This window comes from Streptomyces sp. NPDC101227 (assembly GCF_044767545.1).
Taxonomy (GTDB): domain Bacteria; phylum Actinomycetota; class Actinomycetes; order Streptomycetales; family Streptomycetaceae; genus Streptomyces.
Map to the genome: position 1 here is coordinate 79,698 of NZ_JBIWOD010000002.1, position 23,901 is coordinate 103,598.

The 23,901-nt window shown below is 73.2% G+C and carries 1 protein-coding gene; it reads right to left on the minus strand.

All coding sequences use genetic code 11. The annotated features are described in order from the left end of the window. Nucleotide 1 precedes the first annotated feature (1 nt). Nucleotides 2-23,857, minus strand: a complete 23,856-nt coding sequence (locus tag ACIRPT_RS04295) for a non-ribosomal peptide synthase/polyketide synthase (RefSeq protein ID WP_403822001.1) — start codon at nucleotides 23,855-23,857, stop codon at nucleotides 2-4. Nucleotides 23,858-23,901 lie beyond the last annotated feature (44 nt).

Sequence of the window (23,901 nt, forward strand, 5' to 3'; positions counted from 1 at the left end):
ATCAGTCCTCCTGGTTGCGGGTTGGGGTGTCACCGGTGGCCTCGGCGAGCTTGGCGGCCAGCACCGGTCCGATCTGGGCCAGCGAGCCGGCTTGGGTCATCCGGTCGTGCCGGGTGGTGATCTCGTGCGAGGCGATCCGGCCGGTGATGTACGGGCGCCAGGTCCCGGGCCCGGCGTTGTCCCCGCTCCGGTCGATCGTGGAGTTGAACAGCAGCAGGTCCCCGTCGAACGTGCCGGGGACGAAGTCGACCGCCAGCTTCGCGTTGTTGATCATGATTTGGACCACGACCTCGATCTGCTGCCCCGTCAGACCGGCCAGCGCGCTGCCCCGCTCGCGCAGGATCTCGGCGACCTCGCCATAGGTCAGCGGCCGGTCGCCCAGGTCGTCGAGGTTGCAGTCGAGCACGCCGACGAGCACGTCCCGCTCGGTGGGCACGGGCACCTCCTCGAACGCCACGTCCTTCACCGGGTAGGCGTCGAGGACCGCCAGCAGCGCGGTCCGCTCGCCGTGAGCCTGCAGCTCGCAGGCGACCGCGTGGGCGATCAGCCCGCCGGCGGACCAGCCGAGCAGCAGGTACGGGCCCTCGGGCTGGATCTTGCGGATCTGCTCGGCGTAGTCGGCCGCCATCTCCTCGAAGGACGTCGGCCGGGGTTCGGGACGGCCGAGGCCGCGCGCCTGGATCGCGTAGACCGGGTACTCGGAACCGATGTGGTTCAGGAGCCCGCTGTACGACCAGCTGATGCCGCCGCCGGGGTGGATGCAGAACAGCGGTGTCCGGCTCCCGGTCGTACGCAGCGGCAGCAGCACATCCAACGCGTCGTCGGGATCGTTCATGACCAGGCGTTCCGTGAGCCCGGCCACGGTCGGCGCTTCGAACAGCGTGCGCAGGCCCACCTCGACGCCGAGGGTCTCGCGGACGCGGGAGACCAGGCGGGCGGCAAGCAGGGAGTGCCCGCCCAGGTCGAAGAAGCTGTCGTCGATGCCCACCTGCTCCCGGCCCAGGACCTGGGCGAAGAGGTCGCACAGCAACTGCTCCTGCGGCGTCCGGGGGCCGCGCCCGGCGCCCGGCGCACCGTAGTCGGGTGCCGGCAGGGCGGCCCGGTCCAGCTTGCCGTTCGCGGTCAACGGCAGCACGTCCAGGGTGACGAACGCCGACGGCACCATGTACTCGGGCAGTTCGCGGCGCAGCCGCTCCGACAGCTCGCCCGCCTCGGGCCCACCCTCGGGAGCGGGCACCAGGTAGGCGACGAGCCGCTTGTCGTCCGGCTGGTCCTCGCGGACGACGACGGCCACCTGGGCGACGCCCGGGCAACTCGCGAGCACCGCCTCGATCTCGCCGGGCTCGATCCGGAAGCCGCGCAGTTTGACCTGGTGGTCGGCCCGTCCGGCGAACTCCAGCGTGCCGTCGGCCAGCCACCACGCCAGGTCGCCCGTGCGGTACATCCGGTCCCCGGCCGGCCCGTACGGATCGGCGGTGAACCGCTGTACCGTCAGGCCGGGCCGGCCGACGTAGCCCCGGGCCACGCCCACCCCCGCGAGGTACAGCTCGCCGACCACGCCCGGCGGCACCGGCCGCAGCCGGGCGTCGAGCACGTAGGCGCGGACGTTCGCCATCGGCCGGCCGATCGGCACGGTCGCGGCGTGCTCGGAGGGGGTGTGCACCGGGTGGCAGGTGGACAACGTCGTGGCCTCGGTGGGCCCGTAGCCGTTGACCACCGTGATGCCGGGGCAGGCCCCCAGCACCCGCGCGACGGCGGCCGGAGAGACCACGTCACCGCCGGTCCACACCTCGCGGACCCCCGAGAGCAGGGCCGGCCGCTCCTCGGCGACCAGGCGGAACAGGCCGGCCGTCAGCCACAGCCCGGTCACCTGATGCTCGGTGACCGCCTGGTGCAGCAGGTCGAGGTCGAGCCGGCCGGGCGGTGCGACCACGACCCGGCCGCCGCCGAGCAGCGGCACCCAGTGCTCGTACGTCGAGAGGTCGAATGCGGTGGGGGAGTGCAGCAGTACCCGCTCGTGTCCACCGCCGCGCCAGCAGGCGGCCAGGGCGAGGGCCACCACATCGCGGTGAGTGACGGCCACGCCCTTCGGCCGACCGGTTGAGCCGGAGGTGTACATCACGTACGCCAACTGCCCTGGCTCACAGCCGACTTCGGGGTCGGAGGAGTCGGACTCGGCCTGGATCAGAGCGGTCAGCACGTCATCGGTGAGGACCAGCGCGGCCCCGGCCTCCTGGAGGATCAGGTCGATGCGGGACTGCGGGAACCGCGAGTCGAGGGGCACGTAGGCGCCGCCCGCCTTGATGATCGCCAGGATCGCCACGACCAGATCCGCCGAGCGCTCCAGCAGTACCGCGACCGGCGCCTCCGGCACCACGCCCTGGCGGATCAGCGCCCGCGCGAGGCGGTTGGCCCGCAGGTCGAGTTCCCGATACGTCAGCTCGGTGCCGTTCGCCACGACGGCCACCGCATCCGGGGTGGCGCGCACCTGACGGGCGAACAGCTCCGGCAGCGCGGCCTCCGGCAGCTCGGCGGCGGTGTCGTTGAACTCGGCCAGCAGCCGGTGGCGCTCCTCGCCCGACATGATGTCGATCCGGCCGATCGGCCGCTCGGGGTCGGCAACCACCGCGCGCAGCAACCGCACCCAGCGGGCGAACAGCAGCTCCACGGTGGCCGGGTCGAACAGATCGGTGGCGTACTCCACCGCACCGGCCATGCCGTCGAGGGTGCCGTCCGGCCGGTACTGCTCGGCCAGACTGAACGTCAGGTCGACCCGCGCGGTGCCGGTCGGCGCGTCCAGGTAGCCGGTCGCCAGCCCCGGCAGCGTGAACTCGCTCAATGGCGCGTTCTGCAGGGCCAGCATGATCTGGAACAGCGGGTGGTGCGACAGCGATCGGGCCGGGTTGACGACCTCGACCAGGTACTCGAACGGCACGTCCTGGTGGGCGTACGCGGACAGCGCCTTCTGCCGTACCCGGCCGAGCAGTTCGGCGAAGCCGGGGTCGCCGCTCGTGTCGGTGCGCAGCACCAGGGTGTTGACCATGAACCCGACGAGGTCGTCCAGGGCCTGGTCCGTGCGCCCGGCGATGGGGCTGCCGATCGGGATGTCGCTGCCGGCGCCGAGCCGGGTGAGCAGCGCGGCGAGGCCGGCCTGGAGCACCATGAACATGCTGGCGCCGCGCGCGGTGGCCAGGTCCCGCAGCGCCTGGTGCAGCTCGGCGTCCAGCCGAACGGCGATCTTGCCGCCCTTTTGGGAGGCCACCGCCGGCCGGGGCCGGTCCGCGGGCAGCTGCAGCCGCTGCGGCAGTGCGGTCAACTCCTCGCTCCAATAGGCGAGTTGCCTGGCGAACAGGCTGTCCGGGTCGGCGGCGTCGCCGAGCAGATCGCGTTGCCACCGGGTGTAGTCGGCGTACTGCACCGGCAGCGGGGACCACTGCGGTTCCTCGCCCCGGCAGCGGGACGCGTAGGCCGTCGCCAGGTCGCGGGAGAGCGGGCTCATCGACCAGCCGTCGGCCGCGATGTGGTGCACGACGAGCAGCAGCACATGCCGGTCGGCGGCAAGCGCGTACAGCTCGGCGCGGATCGGCGGCTCGGCGGCCAGGTCGAAGCCGCGCTGGGCCCCCGCCGCCAGCCCGTCGGCCAGTCGTACGTCATCGAGCTCGATGACCGGCAGCTCGGGGCGGGCCTCGTCCTCGCTCAGCACGAGCTGGTACGGCACGCCGTCCGCCTCGCGCAGGACCGTCCGCAGGCTCTCGTGCCGGGCAATCACGTCGGCGAGCGCGGCATGCAGCGCCGCACGGTCCAGCGCGCCGTCCAGGCGCAGCGCGAGCGGCATGTTGTAGGTGGCGCTCGGCCCGTCCATGCGGTGCAGGAACCACAGGCGTTGCTGGGCGAAGGACAGCGGGATCCTCTCGGGGCGCGGACGGGCGGTCAGCGCGGGCCGCTGCGTGACCGAGCCGTCGAGGCGGGCCGCCAGGGCGGCCACGGTCGGGTGCTCGAAGAGCGTGCGGACCTCCAGCTCCGCGCCGAAGGCCGCCCGGACCCGGGCGGCCAGGCGGGTCGCCAGCAGGGAATGCCCGCCGAGGTCGAAGAAGCTGTCCTCGATGCCGACCTTGGGCAGCCCGAGCACATCGGCGAAGAGCTCGGCGAGCAGTTGTTCCTGCGGGGTGTGCGGCGCCCGCCCGGTCGCGGCCCCCCCCAGGTCGGGGGCGGGCAGCGCACGGCGGTCGACCTTGCCGCCGGCGGTCAGCGGCAGTGCGTCCAGGACGACGATGGCCGACGGCACCAGGTAGTCCGGCAGCCGCTCGCGCAACCGGTCGCGGAGTGCGCCGACGAGGGCGCCCGTGGCGCGGCTTCCGGTGGGGCGGTTGGTGAGCGAGGACAGCGGGGTGCCGGACGGCCGCAGCGGCCGGTAGGCCTCGACGGGGGCGTCTCCCGGTACGCCGGAGATGACGACGTCCAGGGCGTCGGGCGCGCCGGCCGACCAGGTGACCTCCACCCGGCGGCCGAGTGCGTCGCCGAGCTCACGGAGGTCCTCCGGGTCGGGCAGGCCGCCGTTGTCCGGGCCGTGCAGCCGGTCCAGCAGTTCGGCGAGCGTGCCGTCCCCGTTCTGCACCGCCCGGGCCAGCGCCGCCTCGCGGGCGACGCGCCGGTTCGGCACCCCGGTGATGCGCACCGGGTCCGCGCCGGGCCGGGCGAACAGCTCGCGCACCTCCGTGAGGTCGGCGACCTCTCGGCCCCACGTCAGTTCCTGCGGCGCGGCCGGTGCCGTCGGTGCGGCCGACTGCTCGTGCAGCGTGACGTCGTAGCGGTAGCGGGTGAGCTCGTTGTGGTGCCGGCCGCGCTTGACCTCCACGGACACGGCCCCGACGGTGCCGCGGTCGCGCAGGACGGTGAAGAAGTCCGGGTCGACCAGGAGTTCCTTCTCCACCAGAAGGGCCTGCTCCACGGCACGGCGCACGGCGGGCAGGTCGGCGCCGTCGTCGGCCCGGTGGAGCTGGACGGCCGTCGCCAGCGGGCGCAGCAGCCGCAGATTGCGGACGTCGCCGACGAAGAGCGCGCCGCCGGGGGCGAGCAGCCGCATCAGCCGGTCGATCACGTCCGCGAGGTAGTCGGCGGACGGGAAGTACTGCACCACCGAGTTCAGCACGATGGTGTCGAACCACCCGACCGGCAGCCCGTCGGTGTCGTGCGCCGGGCGGGTCTCCAGCACCACACGCCCGGCCAGCCGCTCCTCCCGCGCCACTTGGGCGGCCAGCGCGTCGATCGCGGTGGCGGAGAAGTCGGTCGCCCAGTAGGCCTCGCAGTGCGGTGCGATCCCCGAGAGGAGCAGACCGGTGCCGACGCCGACCTCCAGCACCCGGCGGGGGCGCAGGGCCAGGATGCGCGCCACGGTGGCGTCCCGCCACTCCCGCATCTGCTCGACGGGGATCGGGCTCGCGTCGTAACTGCTGTTCCAGCCGACGAAGTTCTGGCCGAAGGCGGCTTCCTCGGGAACGATGGGCAGGGCGTCGTAGATGTCCCGCCACTCGCCCACGTGGTCGGCTTCGAGGCCGCCGTCCCGGGCCGCCTCCCGGCGCGGGACGACGTAGCCGACGAGCCGGCCTTCCTGTGCGAGGACGGCGGCTCGGGCGACGGTGGGGTGCTCGGCCAGGGCTGCTTCGATCTCGCCGAGTTCGATGCGGAAGCCGCGGACCTTGACCTGGTCGTCGGTGCGGCCGACGTACTCCAGCTCGCTGTCGGTGCGGCGGCGCACCAGGTCGCCGGTGCGGTACATGCGTTCGCCGTCCGTGCCGAAGGGGCAGGCGAGGAACCGCCCGGCCGTCAGTCCTGGCCGGTTCAGGTACCCGCGCGCCAGGCCCGGGCCCGCGACGTACAGCTCTCCCACCACACCCGGCGGCACCGGCCGCATCCGCTCGTCCAGGACGTACACCCGGGCGTTGGTGATCGGTCGGCCGATCGGCGGCACGCCCGACCCCGGTGAGAGCGGGTCGCTCATCGTCGCGCACACCGTCGTCTCCGTCGGACCGTATGCGTTGATCATCCGACGGCCCGGTGCCCAGCGTTCCACCAGCTCCGGTGGGCAGGCTTCACCCGCCACCACCAGCGTCGACACGGTCAGCGCGTCCTGCGGCAGGGCGGCCAGGACGGACGGGGGCACGGTGACGTGGGTGACCGCGAGGTCCGGGTCGGTCAGCGCGGCGACCGGATCCGCCGCAGGGGGCAGCACCAGGGCAGCGCCGCGCAGCAGGGCGGTGTAGACCTCCGACACCGAGGCATCGAAGCTGGGTGAGGCGAACTGGAGCACCCTGCTGTCGGGTTCGATCGCGAACCGCTCGATCTGGGCGGCGACCAGACTCGCCACGCCGCCGTGGCCGACCACGACGCCCTTGGGGCGGCCGGTGGAGCCCGATGTGTAGATCACGTAGGCGGGATGCCGGACGTCGAGCGTGATTTCCGGATCGGTCTCGGGCCAGTCGCCGTCGTCGACCGTCGCGGGGTCGTCGATCACCGCGGTCGGGCGGGCGTCGTCCAGCATGAACGCGATCCGTGACTCGGGGTACGACGGATCCACCGGAAGGTATGCGGCCCCGGCTTTCAGCACGCCCAGGACTGCCACGACCGACTCCAGTGACCGTGGCAGGGCCACCGCCACGATCTGCTCCGGTCCCACGCCGCGGGCGATCAGCGCATGCGCGAACCGGTTCGCCCGCGCATTCAACTGGCTGTACGTCAGCTCGACATCGCCGCAGACCAGCGCGATCGCATCCGGCGTCGCCGCCACCTGCGCCGCGAACGCCGCCGGCACCGGTACGGCGCCCACCTCACGGGCGGTCGCGTTGCCACACTCCAGCAGCCGGTGCCGCTCGTCGGCGTCGAGGAGGTCGATCAGTCCGATCGGCTGCTCCGGGTCGGCGGTGACCGCCTCCAGCAGGAGCGTCCAGCGCCGGGTCAGGGCGGCGACCGTGTCCTCGTCGAACAGGTCGGTGGCGTACTCCACCGCGCCGACGATCCCGGCCGGACTTCCGTCCGGCCCGAACTGTTCGGCGAGGTTCACACCGAGGTCGAACTTGGCGGTTCCGGTGGCCACCGCGTAGGTGGCGACCTCCAGGCCGGGCAGCGAGAAACGGCCCATCGGCGCGTTCTGCACGGCCAGGACGGTCTGGAACAGCGGGTGGTGGGACAGCGACCGGGACGGGTTGAGGACCTCCACCAGGTGCTCGAACGGCACGTCCTGGTGCGCGAAGGCCGACAGTGCCGTCTCCCGTACGCGTCCCAGCAGTTCGGCGAACGTCGGGTCGCCGCTCGTGTCGGTTCGCAGTACCAGGGTGTTCACGAAGAACCCGACCAGATCGTCCAGCGCCTCGTCCGTACGCCCCGCGATCGGGCTCCCGATCGGGATGTCCACTCCCGCGCCCAACCGTGTGTACAGCGCGGCCAGGCCCGCCTGCAGCACCATGAACAGACTGCTACCGGTGCGCCGCGCCAACTCCACCAGAGCCGCATGCAGTTCGGGGTTCAGCTCCAGGCCGACATGGCCTCCGTGCCAGCGGGCGACGGGCGGCCGCGACCGGTCGGCCGGCAGCTGGAGCAGCTCCGGCAGATCGGACAACTGCCGCTTCCAGTAGTCGAGTTGGCCAGCGAACCGGCTCTCCGGGTCGGCGGCGTCGCCGAGCAGATCGCGCTGCCACAGCGTGTAGTCGGCGTATTGCACCGGCAGGACCGGCCGGCTCGGCGCCCGGTCCTCGCACCGCGCGGCGTACGCCTCGGCCAGGTCGCGGGCCAGCGGACCGGTGGACCAGCCGTCACCGGCGATGTGGTGCATCACCAGCAGCAGTACGTGCTCCCGCGGCGCGACCTCGAACAGCTCCGCCCGTAGCGGCGGTTCCGAGGCCAGATCGAAGGGCTTCTGGGCGAACTCGGCGAGGCGCTCCGGCAGTTCGGCCTCCGACACCCCGGTCAACCGCACCCGGGGCCGGGCCGCAGCAGGGTCCAGGACGCGCTGGCACGGTACGCCGTCGACCTCAGGGAACACCGTCCGCAGGCTCTCGTGCCGCTCCACCACATCGGAGAGCGCCTCGTCCAGCGCCGCCGCGTCGAGCGTCCCGGTCAGCCGGAGCGCCAGCGGGATGTGGTACGTCGCGGCGGCGCCGTCCATGCGGTGCAGGAACCAGAGCCGGCGCTGGGCGAAGGAGAGCGGTACCGCTTCCGGACGCACCTGCGCCGTCAGTGCCGGGCGGGCGCGGCCGGCCTCGGCCAACGCCTCGGCCAGTCCCGCCACGGTGGGCGCCTGGAAGAGCGCGCGCAGCCCCAGCTCCACGCCGAGCACCGAGCGGATCCGTGCGACCAGCCGGGTGGCGAGCAGGGAGTGCCCGCCCAGGTCGAAGAAGTCGTCGTCGACCCCGACCCGCGACGCGCCCAGCACCTCGGCGAACAACTCACACAGGATCTGCTCCTGCGGCGTACGCGGTGCCCGGCCCGACGCCGTGGTCACCGACCCGGGCGAGGGCAGCGCCGCCCGGTCCAGCTTCCCGTTCGGCGTCAGCGGCAGCGCGTCCAGCAGCACGAACGCCGACGGCACCAGGTAGTCGGGCAGGCGGTCGCGCAGATACGCCGTCAGCTCCGCCGGATCTACGACCGCTTCGGGACGCGCCGCCACGTAGCCGACGAGCCGGTCGTCGTGTGCGAGGACGGCGGCTCGGGCGACGGTGGGGTGCTCGGCCAGGGCCGCTTCGATCTCGCCGAGTTCGATGCGGAAGCCGCGGACCTTGACCTGGTCGTCGGTGCGGCCGACGTACTCCAGCTCGTTGTCGGTGCGTCGGCGTACCAGGTCGCCGGTGCGGTACATGCGTTCGCCGTCCGTGCCGAAGGGGCAGGCGACGAACCGCCCGGCTGTCAGGCCCGGCCGGTTCAGGTACCCGCGCGCCAGGCCCGGGCCCGCGACGTACAGCTCTCCCACCACACCCGGCGGCACGATGCGCAAGCGCTCGTCCAGCACGTATGCCCGGAAGCCCGCGACCGGTCGGCCGATCGGCGGCACGCCCGACCCCGGTGAGAGCGGGTCGCTCATCGTCGCGCACACCGTCGTCTCCGTCGGACCGTACGCGTTGATCATCCGGCGTCCGGGCGCCCACCGGGCCACCAGCTCCGGCGCACACGCTTCACCCGCCACCACCAGAGTGGCCGCCGTGACGTCGGCGCCGTCGAGTGCCGTCAGGGCCGAGGGCGGCAGCGTCACATGGGTGACGTCGAGCCGGCGGTCCGTCAGGGCCTCCAGCGGGGCCTCCGACGGGGCCAGGACGAGGGCGGCACCGGTGAGCAGGGCGCTGCACAGGTCCCAGAACGACGCGTCGAAGCTGGGCGAGGCGAACTGGAGCACCCGGCTGCCCGGCAGCACGCCGAGCCGCTCGACCTGCGTCGCCACGAGGCCCTGCACGCCGGTGTGGCTCACCGTGACGCCCTTGGGGTGGCCGGTGGAGCCCGATGTGTAGATCACGTAGGCGGGATGCCGGACGTCGAGCGTGATTTCCGGATCGGTCTCGGGCCAGTTGCCGTCGTCGACCGTCGCGGGGTCGTCGATCACCGCGGTCGGGCGGGCGTCGTCCAGCATGAACGCGATCCGTGACTCGGGGTACGACGGGTCCACCGGAAGGTATGCGGCCCCGGCCTTGAGCACGCCCAGGACTGCCACGACCGACTCCAGTGACCGTGGCAGGGCCACCGCCACGATCTGCTCCGGTCCGACGCCGCGGGCGATCAGCGCATGCGCGAACCGGTTCGCCCGCGCATTCAACTGGCTGTACGTCAGCTCGACATCGCCGCAGACCAGCGCGACCGCATCCGGCGTCGCCGCCACCTGCGCCGCGAGCAGCTCCGGCAGGCTCGAGGTGGCGGCCCCGCTGTCGGCGGCAGGCAGCAGCTCGCGGCGCTCCTCGTCGGACAGCAGATCGAGCCCGCCGATCGGCCGGTCCGGAGCGGCCGTGACCGCGGCCAGCAGCCGGGTCCACCGGGCGAAGAGGGTCTCGACCGTCGAGCGGTCGAACAGGTCGGCGCTGTACTCGACCGCACCGCTCAGACCGGCCGGCGCGCCATCGGAACCGTGCTGCTCCGCCAGGCCGAAGGTCAGGTCGAGCCGGGAGGTCCCGGTGGGCACGGCCATCCCGGTCGCCGTCAGGCCGGGCAGCTCGAAGTCGCCGCCCGGCGCGTTCTGTACGACCAGCCCGGTCTGGAACAGCGGGTGGTGGGACAGCGACCGGGACGGGTTGAGGACCTCCACCAGGTGCTCGAACGGCACGTCCTGGTGCGCGAAGGCCGACAGTGCCGTCTCCCGTACGCGTCCCAGCAGTTCGGCGAATGTCGGGTCGCCGCTCGTGTCGGTGCGCAGTACCAGGGTGTTCACGAAGAACCCGACCAGATCGTCCAGTGCCTCGTCCGTACGTCCCGCGATCGGGCTCCCGATCGGGATGTCCACTCCCGCGCCCAACCGTGTGTACAGCGCGGCCAGGCCCGCCTGCAGCACCATGAACAGACTGCTACCGGTGCGCCGCGCCAACTCCACCAGAGCCGCGTGCAGTTCGGCGTCGATCCGGACGTCCAGCAGGTCGCCGCGGTACGAGACGGCGGCCGGACGCGGCCGGTCGGCCGGCAGGTGCAGCTGGTCGGGCAGTCCGGCCAGCGCATCGGTCCAGTAGGCGACCTGCCGCGCGAACGCACTGTCCGCGTCGTCCTCGTCGCCGAGGATCTCGTGCTGCCACAGGGTGTAGTCGCCGTACGTCACCGGAAGCGGCGGCCATTCGGGCGCCCCACCGCCCCGCCGGGTGGCGTAGGCCGCGGTGAGGTCGCGGGCCAGCGGGCCCATGGACCAGCCGTCACCGGCGATGTGGTGCATCACCAGCAGCAGTACGTGCTCCCGCGGCGCGACCTCGAAAAGCTCCGCCCGCAGCGGCAGTTCCGACGACAGGTCGAATGCCCGTGCCGCCGCCTCGCGCAGCAGGCCCGGGACCTCCGCCTCGCCGACCGCACGCACGGCCAGCGGTACGGCGGCCTCGGCGGCGTCCAGCACCCGCTGGTGCGGAACGCCGTCGGTGTGCGGGAAGACCGTGCGCAGGGTCTCGTGCCGGGCCACCACGTCGGCGAGCGCGGCACTCAGCGCGGACCGGTCGAGATCGCCGGACAGCCGCAGGGCGAGAGGCATGTGGTAGGTGGCGCTCGGCGTTCCGAACTGCTGGAGGAACCAGAGCCGGCGCTGCGCGAACGACAGCGGCATGGGATCGCGGCGGGGCCGGCGAACCAGGGCCTGCCGCGCCGTGCCGGCGTCGTTCAGCCCGGCCGCGAGCCCGGCGGGCGTCGGCGTCCGGAACAGGCTGCGCAGTTCCAGCTCGACGCCGAGGGTCGCCCGGACCCGCGAGACCAGCCGGGTCGCGAGCAGGGAGTGCCCGCCCAGGTCGAAGAAGTCGTCGTCGACCGCGGCCCGGGGCAGGCCCAGCACCTCGGCGAACAACTCGCACAGGATCTGCTCCTGCGGCGTCCGCGGCGCGCGGCCGCTCCCGGCGGATTCCGGCTCGGGCGCGGGCAGTGCCGCACGGTCCAGCTTCCCGTTCGCCGTCAGCGGCAGCGCGTCCAGCAGCACGAACGCCGATGGCACCAGGTAGTCCGGCACGCGGTCGCTCAGGTGCGTCGCCAGCGCCGCAGCCGTCGCCCCCGCCTCGGCCGTGGGCACCACGTACGCGACGAGCCGGGTCTCGCCCGGCCGGTCCACCCGCGCGAGCACCGCAACCTGGGCGACGCCCGGGTGCGCGGCCAACTCGGCCTCGATCTCGCCCGGCTCGACCCGGAAGCCGCGGACCTTCACCTGGTGGTCCGTCCGGCCCCCGAACTCCAGCTCGCCGTCGGCGCGCCAGCGGACCAGGTCCCCGGTGCGGTACATCCGCGCGCCGGCCGGACCGTACGGGTTGGCGACGAACCGCGAGGCGGTGAGCCCGGAGCGGTTCAGGTAGCCGCGGGCGAGTCCCGCCCCGGAGAGGTACAGCTCGCCCGTCACGCCGGGGGCGACCGGCCGCAGGGCCGAATCCAGCACGTACACCTGACAGTTGGCGATCGGCCGGCCGATCGGCACCGGCAGTGGGCAGTCGGCGGAGTCGGCGGGCAGCGGGTAGGCGGTGATCACGTGGGTCTCGGCGGGGCCGTAGTGGTTGTGCAGCACCCGGCCCGGCCGCCGGGCCTGGAAGCGGCGTACCGCACCGCCCAGCCGCATCGCCTCGCCGGCCTGCGCGATCAGCCGCAGCTTCGGCAGCTCCAGTCCGGCCTCCTCGGCGGCCTCGGCCAGCGCCTCGACGACGAGATTGGGTGCGAACAGCTCCTCGACCCCGTGCCGGTCCAGCCACCGGGCGAACAGTTCGGCGCTGCGGCGCTGTTCCTCGGTCGGCACCACGAGGGTCTTGCCGTACAGCAGCGCGGAGAGCATCTCCTGCACCGAGACGTCGAAGCTGATCGCGGTGAACTGCGCGGTGCGGGTGCCGGGTTCGCCACCGACGGCCCTGTGATGCCACGCCAGCAGGTTCAGCAGCCCGGCGGCGGGCATCACCACGGCCTTGGGCCGGCCGGTGGAGCCCGAGGTGTAGATGACGTAGGCGGGGTGCCGGGTGTCCATGGCGACGGCCGGATCGTGCTCCGGCTGCTCGTCGACCGGTGTGACGGCCGCGAGGTCGTCGAGCACCACCGCGGGTCGCGCGTCCTGCAGCATGTATGCGATGCGGGCGGCCGGGTAGTCCGGGTCGACCGGCAGGTACGCCGCACCCGTCTTGAGGACCGCGAGGACGGCGACCACCAGCTCGGTGGAGCGCGGCAGCCGCAGGGCGACGACCCGCTCCGGCCCCACCCCGCGTGCGATCAGCGCGTGCGCCAGGCGGTTGGCCCTGCGGTTCAGCTCGTGGTAGGTCAGTGCGGTGTCCTCGAACACCACCGCCGGGGCGTCCGGGGTCGCCCGGACCTGGGCCTCGAACAGGGACGGCAGGCCGGTGACGGAAGCCGGGCACGCGGTGTCGTTGCGTACGACCAGCAGCTCGTGCCGCTCGTCGGCGGCGAGGACGTCGATCCGGCTCAGCGGCCGGTCCGGCTCGGCGACCACCGACGCCAGCAGACGCAGCCACCGGGCGACCAGCGCCTCCACCGTGGCGTGGTCGAACAGGTCGGTGCTGTACTCGACCCGCCCGATGATGCCCTCGGCCGGCCCGCCGGTGCCGCCGCGCTCCAGCAGGTGGATGGCGAGGTCGAACATCGCCGCGGGCGTCCGCACCAGTACGATCTCGGAGCTCAGGCCGGGCAGGGCGAACTCGGTGCGGGGCACGTTCTGCAGCGCGAGCAGCACCTGGAACAGGGGCTGGCGCGCGAGCGACCGGGCCGGGTTGAGGGCCTCGACGACGTGCTCGAACGGCAGGTCCTGGTGCGCGTACGCCGCCAGCGCGTTCTCCCGCACCCGGCCCAGCAGCTCGGCGAACGTCGGATCGCCCGAGGTGTCGGTGCGCAGCACCAGGGTGTTGACGAAGAACCCGACGAGGTCGTCCAGCGCCTGGTCGGTCCGGCCGGCGATCAGGCTGCCGACGGGGATGTCCGCTCCCGCGCCGAGCTTGTCCAGCAGCGCCGCCAGCGCGGCCTGCAACACCATGTAGGCGCTGGCCCCGTGCTCCCGGCCCAGGCGGATGAGCCCGGCGTGCAGCTCGGCGTCCAGCTCGACCGCGAGGTGGCCGCCGGAATGGGAGGGAACGGAGGGGCGGTGGCGGTCGGCAGGAAGCCGGATCTGCTCCGGCAGGTCGGCCAACGTCCGTGTCCAGTAGGCCGTCTGGCGGGCGAACAGACTGTCCTGGTCGGCCGCGTCGCCGAGCAGCTGCTGCTGCCACAGGGTGTAGTCGGCGTACTGAACGGGCAGCGGCGCCCACCGCGGTTCCTCGCCCCGGCAGCGCGCCGCGTACGCGGTGGCCAGGTCGGTCGACAGCGGGCCCAGTGACCAGCCGTCACCGGCGATGTGGTGGACCACCACCAGCAGCACGTGCTCGTCCGGTGCCGCCTCGAACAGCTCGGCGCGCAACGGCGGTTCGGATTCGATGTCGAATCCGCGCCCCGCGGCCGCCGCCAGCAGCTCCGGCAGGTCCGTCTCGTCCGCCGGGACGGCCCGCAGCTTCGGCCGCACCGCCCCTGGGGCCAGCACCTGCTGGAACGGGGCGCCGTCCACCGCCGGGAAGACCGTGCGCAGGCTCTCGTGCCGGTCGACGACGTCGGCGAGCGCCTTCTCCAGGGCCACCCGGTCCAGCGGTCCGGAGAGCCGCCACGCCAGCGGCACGTTGTAGATCGGTCCGGCGCCCTCCAGCTGGTGCAGGAACCACAGCCGCCGCTGCGCGGACGACAGCGGTACCCGCTCGGGTCGCTCCGTCCGCCCCAGGGCGAGCCTGGCTCGGTCGGCGCCCCCCAGAACGGCGGCCAGCCCGGCCACCGTCGGGGTCCGGAACAGGGTGTGCAGCGCCAGCTCGACGCCCAGGGCCGCCCGGACCCGGGCCACCAGCCGGGTGGCCAGCAGGGAATGTCCGCCCAGGTCGAAGAAGTTGTCGTCGACGCCGACCTGCGTCAGGCCCAGTACCTCGGCGAACAGCCCGGCCAGCACCTGCTCCTGCGGAGTGCGCGGCGCCCTGCCCACGGGGGACCCGGTGAACTCGGGCTCGGGCAGGGCGCGTCGGTCGAGCTTGCCGTTGGCGGTCAACGGCAGGGCGTCGAGGACGACGTACGCGGCGGGCACCATGTAGTCCGGCAGCCACTCGCGGAGGTGGGCGCGCAGCTCCTCCGGCACGGGCTCGGCGCCGGTGGCGGGCACCAGGTAGGCGACCAGGCGGGTGTCCTCGGCCTGGTCCTTCCGGGCGATCACCGCGACCTGACCCACCTGCGGGTGTTCGGCCAGCGCCGTCTCGATCTCGCCCAGTTCGATCCGGAAGCCGCGCACCTTGACCTGGTCGTCGGCACGGCCGAGGAACTCCAACTGGCCGTCAGCACGTCGGCGCACCAGGTCCCCGGTGCGGTACATGCGCTCGCCCGCCGCGCCGAACGGGCAGGCGACGAACCGCCCCGCGGTCAGCCCCGGCCGGTTCAGGTAGCCGCGTGCCACGCCCGGGCCGGCGAGGTACAGCTCCCCGGTCACGCCCGGCGGCACCAGGCCCAGCCGCTGGTCCAGCACGTACGCCCGGAGACCGGCGACGGCACGGCCGATCGGCGGCACGCCCGACCCCGGCGACAGCGGCTCGCTCATCGTCGCGCACACCGTCGTCTCCGTCGGACCGTACGCATTGATCATCCGGCGGCCCGGCGCCCAGCGCGCCACCAGCTCCGGCGGGCACGCCTCACCCGCCACCGTCAGCGTCGGCACGGCCACCGCATCCGGCGACAGTGCCGCCAGCACGGACGGCGGCACCGTCGCATGGGTGAGCATGAGGCTCGGGTCGGTCAGCGCGGCGACCGGCTCGGTCGCGGGTGCCGGCACCAGGGCCGCACCGGTGAGCAGAGCGCCGAGGATGTCCCACAGCGAGACGTCGAAGCTCGGCGAGGAACACTGGAGCACCCGGCTGCCGGCGTCGATGACGAGCCGCTCGGTCTGCGCCGCCGCCATCGCCCGCATCCCCGCGTGGCTCACCACCACGCCCTTGGGCCGGCCCGTCGAACCCGACGTGTAGATCACATACGCCGCGTGCCGGGCGTCCACGGCCACGACCGGCTCGGTCTCCGGCCACTTTGACGCCTCGGCCACCATCGCCGGGTCGTCGACCACCACGCTCGGCCGCGCGTCCTCCAGCATGAACGCGATCCGCGACTCCGGGTACGCCGGATCCACCGGCAGATAGGCGGCTCCCGTCTTCAGGACGCCCAGTACGGCCACCACGAACTCCACCGACCGCGGCAGCGCCACCGCCACGACCTGCTCGGCCGCCACCCCGCGGGCGATCAGCGCATGCGCGAACCGGTTGGCCCAGGCATTCACCTGACGGTACGTCAGCGTTACGTTTTCGGCGGCCAGCGCAACGGCGTCCGGGGTGGCCGCCACCTGCGCCGCGAAGGCCTCCAGCACGCTCTCGCTCTCGGCGACGGCCCCGCCCTCGACGGCGGGCAGCAGCTCGCGGCGCTCCTCGGCGGACAGCAGATCGACCTGGCCGAGCCGCCGCTGCGGTTCGGCGACGGCGGCCCTCAGCAGCCGCACCCACCGCGCGACCATCGTGTCGACGGTTGCCGGGTCGTACAGATCGCTCGCGAACTGGACGAACGCATCGATCCCGGCCGGGGAACCGTCTCCGGCGTGCCGCTCGGACAGCGAGAAGACCAGGTCGAACTTGGACGTGGTCGTGGTCAGTGCCACCTCGCCGACGCGCAGCCCCGGCGGGGCGAAGTCGGCCCGGGGCGCGTTCTGCAGCACCAGCATGACCTGGAACAGCGGGTGGTGCGCCAGCGACCGCACCGGGTTGAGGGCTTCGACCAGGTACTCGAACGGCAGGTCCTGATGGGCGTACCCGGCCAGCGACGTGTCCCGCACCCGGCCCAGCAGCTCGGCGAACGTCGGATCGCCCGAGGTGTCCGTACGGAACACCAGGGTGTTGACGAAGTAACCGACCAGCTCGTCGAGCGTCTGGTCGGTCCGGCCGGCGACCGGGCTGCCGACCGGGATGTCGTCGCCCGCACCGAGCTTGCTCAGCAGCGCCGCCAGCCCGGCCTGCAGCACCATGAACAGACTGGTCCCGTGCGCGCGGGCCAGCTCGCGCAGACCGCGGTGCAGCTCCGCGTCCAGGCCGGCGCGCACGACGCCGCCCCGGTGCGAGGCGACCGCCGGGCGGGGCCGGTCAACGGGCAGCCGGATCTGCTCCGGCAGGTCGGCCAACTGCCGGGTCCAGTAGGCCGCCTGGCGGGCGAACGGACTGTCCCGGTCGGTGGCCTCGCCGAGCAGCTCGTGCTGCCACAGGGTGTAGTCGGTGTACTGGACCGGCAGCTCCGCCCACCGCGGTTCCCCGCCGCGGCAGCGCGCCGCGTAGGCGGCGGTCAGGTCCTGCGCGAGCGGGCCCAGCGACCAGCCGTCACCCGCGATGTGATGGAGCACCACCTGGAGCACGTGCTCGTCCGGCGCCAGCCCGAACAGCCCGACGCGCAACGGGGGATCGACCGCCAGGTCGAACGGACGAGCCTTCGCGGTCGCCAGCGCGCCCGGCAGCCCGGCCTCGGTGGTCCGGCTCACGTCCAGCCGCGGACGGGCCGCCACGACGTCCAGGACCTGCTGGTACGGCACGCCGTCCACCACCGGGAAGACGGTGCGCAGCGTCTCGTGCCGGGCCACCACGTCCGCCAGCGCGGCCGCCAGGGCCCGCCGGTCCACGCGACCGGACAGCCGCCAGGCCAGGGAGATGTGGTAGTTCTCGCCGGCATCCTCCAACTGGTGCAGGAACCAGAGCCGCCGCTGCGCGAACGACAGCGGGACCCTGCCGGGCCGCGGCTGGGGCACCAGTGCCCGCTGCGCCTGGCGGGCGCCCGCCAGGACGGAGGCCACTCCGGCCGGGGTCGGGGTCTCGAACAGGGTGCGCAGCTCCAGCTCCACCCCCAGGGTCGCCCGGACCCGGGCCACCAGGCGGGTCGCCAGCAGCGAATGCCCGCCCAGGTCGAAGAAGCTGTCCTCGACGCCTGCCTCGGCCACCCCGAGGACCTCGGCGAACAGCTCACAAAGGATCTGCTCCTGCGGCGTGCGCGGCGCGCGGCCGGTGTGCGTCGGAGCGAGATCGGGTGCGGGCAGCGCACGCCGGTCCAGCTTGCCGTTGGCGGTCAGCGGCAGGCTTTCCAGGGTGACGAAAGCGGCCGGCACCATGTACTCCGGCAGCCGCTCCCGCAGATGCTCGCGCAGTCCGGCCGAGCGCGGTGCGGCCTCCGGGGCGGGCACCAGGTAGGCGACCAGCCGGGTGTCGTCGGCCCGGTCCTGCCGCGCCAGGACGGCGACCTGGGCGACGCCGGGGTGCGCGGCGAGCGCCGCCTCGATCTCGCCGAGTTCGATCCGGAAGCCGCGGACCTTCACCTGGTCGTCGGCCCGGCCCACGAACCGCAGGCTGCCGTCCGGGCACCGTCGCACGACGTCGCCGCTGCGGTACATCCGCGCACCGGCCGGCCCGAACGGGTCGGCCACGAAGCGCCCGGCGGTCAGACCCGGCCGGTTCAGGTAACCGCGTGCCAGCCCGGCCCCCGCGACGTACAGCTCGCCGGGCACGCCCGGGGGCACCGGCCGCAGGTGGGCGTCCAGCACGTACGTGCGCAGGTCCGGGATGGCCGCGCCGACGTGTCCTGCGGCGGCGCCGGACCGGTCGAGCGCGGCGTAGGTCACGTGCACGGTGGTCTCGGTGATGCCGTACATGTTGACCAGCAGCGGCGCGTCGTCCGGATGCCGTTCGTACCAGCTCTTCAGCCGCGCGTGGTCCAGTGCCTCGCCGCCGAACACAACGGTGCGCAGGGCGAGTGAACGGCCGGTCTCCGGTGCCTCCTCGTCCGCCCGCATCAGCTGGTAGAAGGCGGACGGCGTCTGGTTGAGCACCGTCACCCGCTCACGGGCGAGGAGCTCCAGGAACCGGTGGGGCGAGCGGCTGGTCTCGTGGTCCACGACGACCAGGCGGCCGCCGTGCAGCAGCGGGCCCCACAGCTCCCAGACCGAGAAGTCGAACGCGTAGGAGTGGAACAGGGGCCAGACGTCCTCGGGGGAGAAGCCGAACAGCTCCTGGGTGGTGCCGAACAGCCGCACCACGTTCCGGTGCGGGACCACGACGCCCTTGGGGTTGCCGGTGGATCCGGAGGTGTAGATGACATAGGCGGGATGGCCTGGATCGAGGTGGACCTCCGGGTCGGTGTCCGGCAGTCCGCCCAGGTCGACGACGTCCAGCAGGAGCCGGTCCACCGGGTCCGCATCCGGCAGTTCGCCGGTCCGGCCCGTCGTCACGAGCAGCGATGGCCGGGCGTCCTGAAGCAGGTAGGCGATCCGGGCGGCGGGGTACTCCGGGTCCACCGGAACGTAGGCGGCTCCCGCCTTGAGGACCGCGAGGATCGCCACCACCAGCTCGGCCGAGCGCGGCAGGGCCAGCGCCACCAGCTGCTCCGGCCCCACACCCCGGGTGATCAGATGGTGCGCAAGCCGGTTGGCCCGGGCGTTCAACTCGCTGTAGGTGAGCATGACTTCGCCGCTCACCACCGCGACCGCCGCCGGGTTCGCCCGTACCTGCCGTTCGAAGAGCGCGGTGATGCCGCTCTCCGGCAACTCCCCGCTCCGGCCGGCGCCGGCCGACAGCAGCGCATGGAGCTCGTCGGCGGACAGCACGTCCACCTGGCCGATCCGCCGGCCGGGGTCGGCGACCACGGCGCGGAGCAGCCGCAGCCACCGGTCGACGATCCCCTCCACGGTGGCCGCGTCGAACAGGTCGGTGCTGTACTCCACCACGCCCGACAGCCCGTGCGTGCCGGGCTGTTCGGTCAGCAGGAAGGTCAGGTCGCACTTGGCCGTCCCGGTGTGGACCAGGTCGGCCGCCACGCGCAGCCGCGGCAGGTCGAACGTCCCGAGCGGCGCGTTCTGCAACGCGAGCATGGTCTGGAACAGGGGGTGGTGTGCCAGCGACCGGGTCGGGTTCAGCGCCTCTACCAGGTGCTCGAACGGCACGTCCTGATGCGCGTACGCGGCCAGCGCGTCGGCGCGCACCCGGCCCAGCAGTTCGGTGAACGACGGGTCGCCGGAGAGGTCGGTACGCAGCACCAGGGTGTTGACGAAGAAGCCGACCAGGTCGTCCACGGCCTCGTCGGTGCGTCCGGCGATCGGCGTGCCGATCGGGACGTCGGTGCCCGCGCCGAGCTTGCCCAGCAGGGCGGCCAGCCCGGCCTGGAGCACCATGAAGAGGCTGGCCCCGCCGTCACGGGCGAGCGCGCGCAGGCCCTGGTGCAGTTCGGCGTCGATCCGCACCGGCAGGTGGGCGCCCCGGTGGGACATCACCGCCGGCCTGGTCCGGTCGAACGGCAGCTCGACCCGCTCGGGCAGGTCCGCCAATTGCTCACTCCAGTAGGCAAGTTGAGCGCTCAGCAGGCTGTCCGGGTCGGAGCCTTCACCGAGCAGCTCCTGCTGCCAGAGGGTGTAGTCGGCGTACTGGACCGGCAGCGGAGACCACTCCGGCTTCGCCCCTTCGGAACGGGCCGCGTACGCGGTCGCCAGGTCCCGCGAGAGCGGCCCCATCGACCAGCCGTCACCGGCGATGTGATGCGCCACCAGCAGCAGCACGTGCTCGTCGGCTCCCAGCCGGAACAGTTCGGCGTGCAGCGGCGGCTCCTCGGAGAGCTCGAAGCCGTGCCGGGCCGCCTCCGTCAGCCGATCCGGCAGGTCGCCCTCGCCGACCTCGGTCATCCGCAGTCGCGGCCGTGCCCCGTCGAGGTCCAGCACCCGCTGGCACGGCACGCCGTCGACCACGGGGACGACGGTGCGCAGGCTCTCGTGCCGCTCGACCACGTCCGCCAGAGCGGCTTCCATGGCCCGCTGGTCGAGGTTTCCGGACAGCCGCAGCGCCAGCGGGATGTTGTACGTGGCGCTCGGGCCGTCCATGCGGTGCAGGAACCACAACCGGCGCTGTGCGAAGGACAGCGGGACCACCTCGGGCCGCTCGCGCCGCCCCAGCGCCGGCCGCGCCCGGCCCGCGACGTCCACCGCCGCCGCCAGTTCCGCCACCGTCGGCGCGTCGAACAGATCGCTCAGCCTCAGCTCCACGCCCAGCACCGACCGTGCCCTGGCGACCAGCCGGGTGGCCAGCAGCGAATGCCCGCCGAGGTCGAAGAAGCTGTCGTCCGGCCCGGCCTCGGCCACCCCGAGCACCTCGGCGAACAGCCCGGCCAGTAGGTGTTCGGTCGCGGTGCGCAGAGCGCGGCCCGGGGCGGCCGCGGCCTGCTCGGGAGCCGGCAGAGCCCGTCGGTCGAGCTTCCCGTTCGGCGTCAGCGGCAGTGCGTCCAGCAGCACGAACGCGGCCGGCACCATGTACCCGGGCAGCCGCTCGCGCAGGTGCTCGCGCAGGTGCTCGCGCAGCGCGGACTCGGCCACGGAGGCACCGGGTACCGGCACGAAGTACGCGACCAGGCGGTCACCCTCTTCGGGACGCACCACCACGGCGCCCCGCGCGACCTGCGGGTGCTCGACGAGCACGGCCTCGATCTCGCCGAGTTCGATCCGGAACCCCCGGACCTTGACCTGGTCGTCGGTACGGCCGCAGAACTCCACGTTCCCGTCCGACCCCCACCGCACCAGGTCACCGGTGCGGTACATCCGCGACCCCGTCGGCCCGAACGGGTCCGCCACGAACCGCTCGGCAGTCATACCCGGCCGGTTCAGATAGCCCCGCGCCAGACCCGCGCCGGCGATGTACAGCTCACCCGTCACCCCCGTGGGCATCGGCCGCAGCGCGCCGTCCAGCACGTACAGCCGGGTGTTGCCGACCGGGCGGCCGATCACGGGGCGCGGGCTCGGTCCCACAGGGGCGATCGCCGAGTCGACGGTGCACTCGGCCGGACCGTAGAGGTTGAGGCAGGTGACCCCGTCGGCCGCCCGCAGATCCGCCCACAGTTGCTCCGGAACGGCCTCGCCGCCGACCCCGACCACCGCCGGACGCCGATCGGGATCACTCAACAGGCCGTGCGAGACGAGGACTTGAAGGTAGGAAGGGGTCGCGCCGACGTAGTCGAGCCGGTGTCGTCGGGCGTGGTCCACGAAGGCGTCGGGGTCGGTCCAGGTCGCCTGGTCGAGGACGTGCAGTTCGTGGCCGGCGAACAGGCCGAAGAGCTGGTCCCAGGCCGCGTCGAACGACACCGACGTGGTCAGCGCCACCCGCGCCCGCCGCTCGCCCGACGGCGGGAACAGCACCGTGCGCTGGTTCTCGAACAGGTTGCGCAGGCCACCGTGGGTCGTCACCACACCCTTGGGGCGCCCGGTGGAACCGGAGGTGTAGATGACGTACGCCGGATGCCCCGGATCGACGGCCGCCTCCGGATCCACCGCCGGGCAACCCGCCACCAGCGCCGCGCTCTCCGGGGCGTCGATCACCAACCACCCGGCGGGACCGGTCCCGGACAGCCGGTCCCGGGTACGGGAATCGGTCACCAGCAATGCCGGCCGCGCATCGTCGAGCATGTAGGTGATCCGGGCGACCGGGTACTCCGGATCGACCGGGACGTACGCCGCGCCGGTCTTCAGCACCGCGAGGATCGCCACCACCAGTTCGGCCGAGCGCGGCAGGGACACCGCCACCAGCCGCTCCGGCCCCACCCCCCGGGAGATCATGGCGTGTGCCAGCCGGTTCGCCCGCGCCTCCAGCTCCGCGTACGTCAGCGAGGCGTCTCCGCACACCAGCGCCACGAGGTCCGGGGTCGCCCGCAGGTGCTCCCGGAACAGCTCCGGCAGGCTCGCGGCCGGGACCTCCGCCGCCGGCCCGGTGCCGACGGTCGCCAACTCGAGCCGCTCCTCGGCCGTGAGCAGTGCGATCCGGCCCACCGCCTCGTCCGGGTCGCAGTCCGCGACGGTGTCGATCAGCGCGAGCAGCCGCTGCTGGTGGGCGGCGAGGTCGTCGTCGCCGTACGCCTCCGGTGAGCCGTGGAGCCGAAGGAGCGGAGGATTACCGTCCCTGTAGTCGAACACCCATACGGCGAGGTCGGTGGTCGACCCCGACACGAAGTGGTGCACGGAGGCGGGATACCCGGCGAAGCTCGGCCTGGAGTTGAAGGCCATGATGTTGACGATCAGCGGGAACGCCGTCCCGATGCTTCCAGGCCCCCCGAGCTCGCGCAGCAGGTCCTCGCTCCGGTAGCGCTCGTGCGCGACGGCCGCGTCGACCTCCCCCGCCACCTGGGCGACGAGTTCGTGCCACCGCATGTCCGGCCGTACGGTCAGCCGCAGGGGCACCACGTTGGACATCGTGCCCGGCACCGACATCAGGTCTCGGTCGGCGGACCGGCGGGCGGTGACGGGAAGGGCGAGCACCACGTCCTGCGTTCCGGTCAGCCGGTGGGCGTAGAGCGCCGTCGCCGCGATCAGCACCCGGGACCACCGGACACCGGCCCGCACCGCCGCCGCCCGCAACGCGTCGGGGCGCCGCAGCTCCCGCTCCCCTGCCAGGCACAGGGCACGGTTCGGGTCGGTCGCGGACCTGTCGGTGAGCCGCGTCGGAGCCGGTCGGTCCGCGAAGCGCTCCGTCCAGTAGGAGCGGTCCTCGGTGAAGTCCACGGACGAGCGGTAGGCGGCGTCGCTGTCGACCAGGTCCCGTAGCGAGCCGAACGGGCACGGCGGCACGGCGCCGCCCTCGGCCAGCGCCGAGTACACCTCGCCGACCCGCTGCCTGACCAGGGAGCTGCTCAGCGCGTCCAGCACGACGTGGTGGTAGTTCAGGTACCAGAGGAAGTCCGTCGGTGACAGCCGGATCAGCGCGTGGCCGAACAGCGGATCACGGGCGAGGTCCAGCGGGCGCATCAGGTCCCGCTCCATCCACTCCATGGCCGCCGCACGGGGTGTGGGCTCCCCGCTGAGATCGAGGTGTGCCGGCGCCCAGTCCCAGGTCTCCCGGAGGACCTGCCGTGGGCCCTCGCCCTCGTCGACGAAGCTCACGTGCAGGGCGTCGACCTCGTCGATCACCCGGCGCAGCGCGGTTTCGAACAGCTCCGGATCCACCGGCCCGTGGATCTCCAGGAACTCGCCGACGCGATAGCCCGGGATCGCCGTCCGGGAGCGTTGCTCGGCGAGCCAGATCTCACGCTGGGCCGCCGTCAGGGGAAGGACGTCGCCGTCGCGACGGGACATGGGGTACCTCCAGAAGGGTGAGCAGCGTGGTCGCCGGGCGCGGC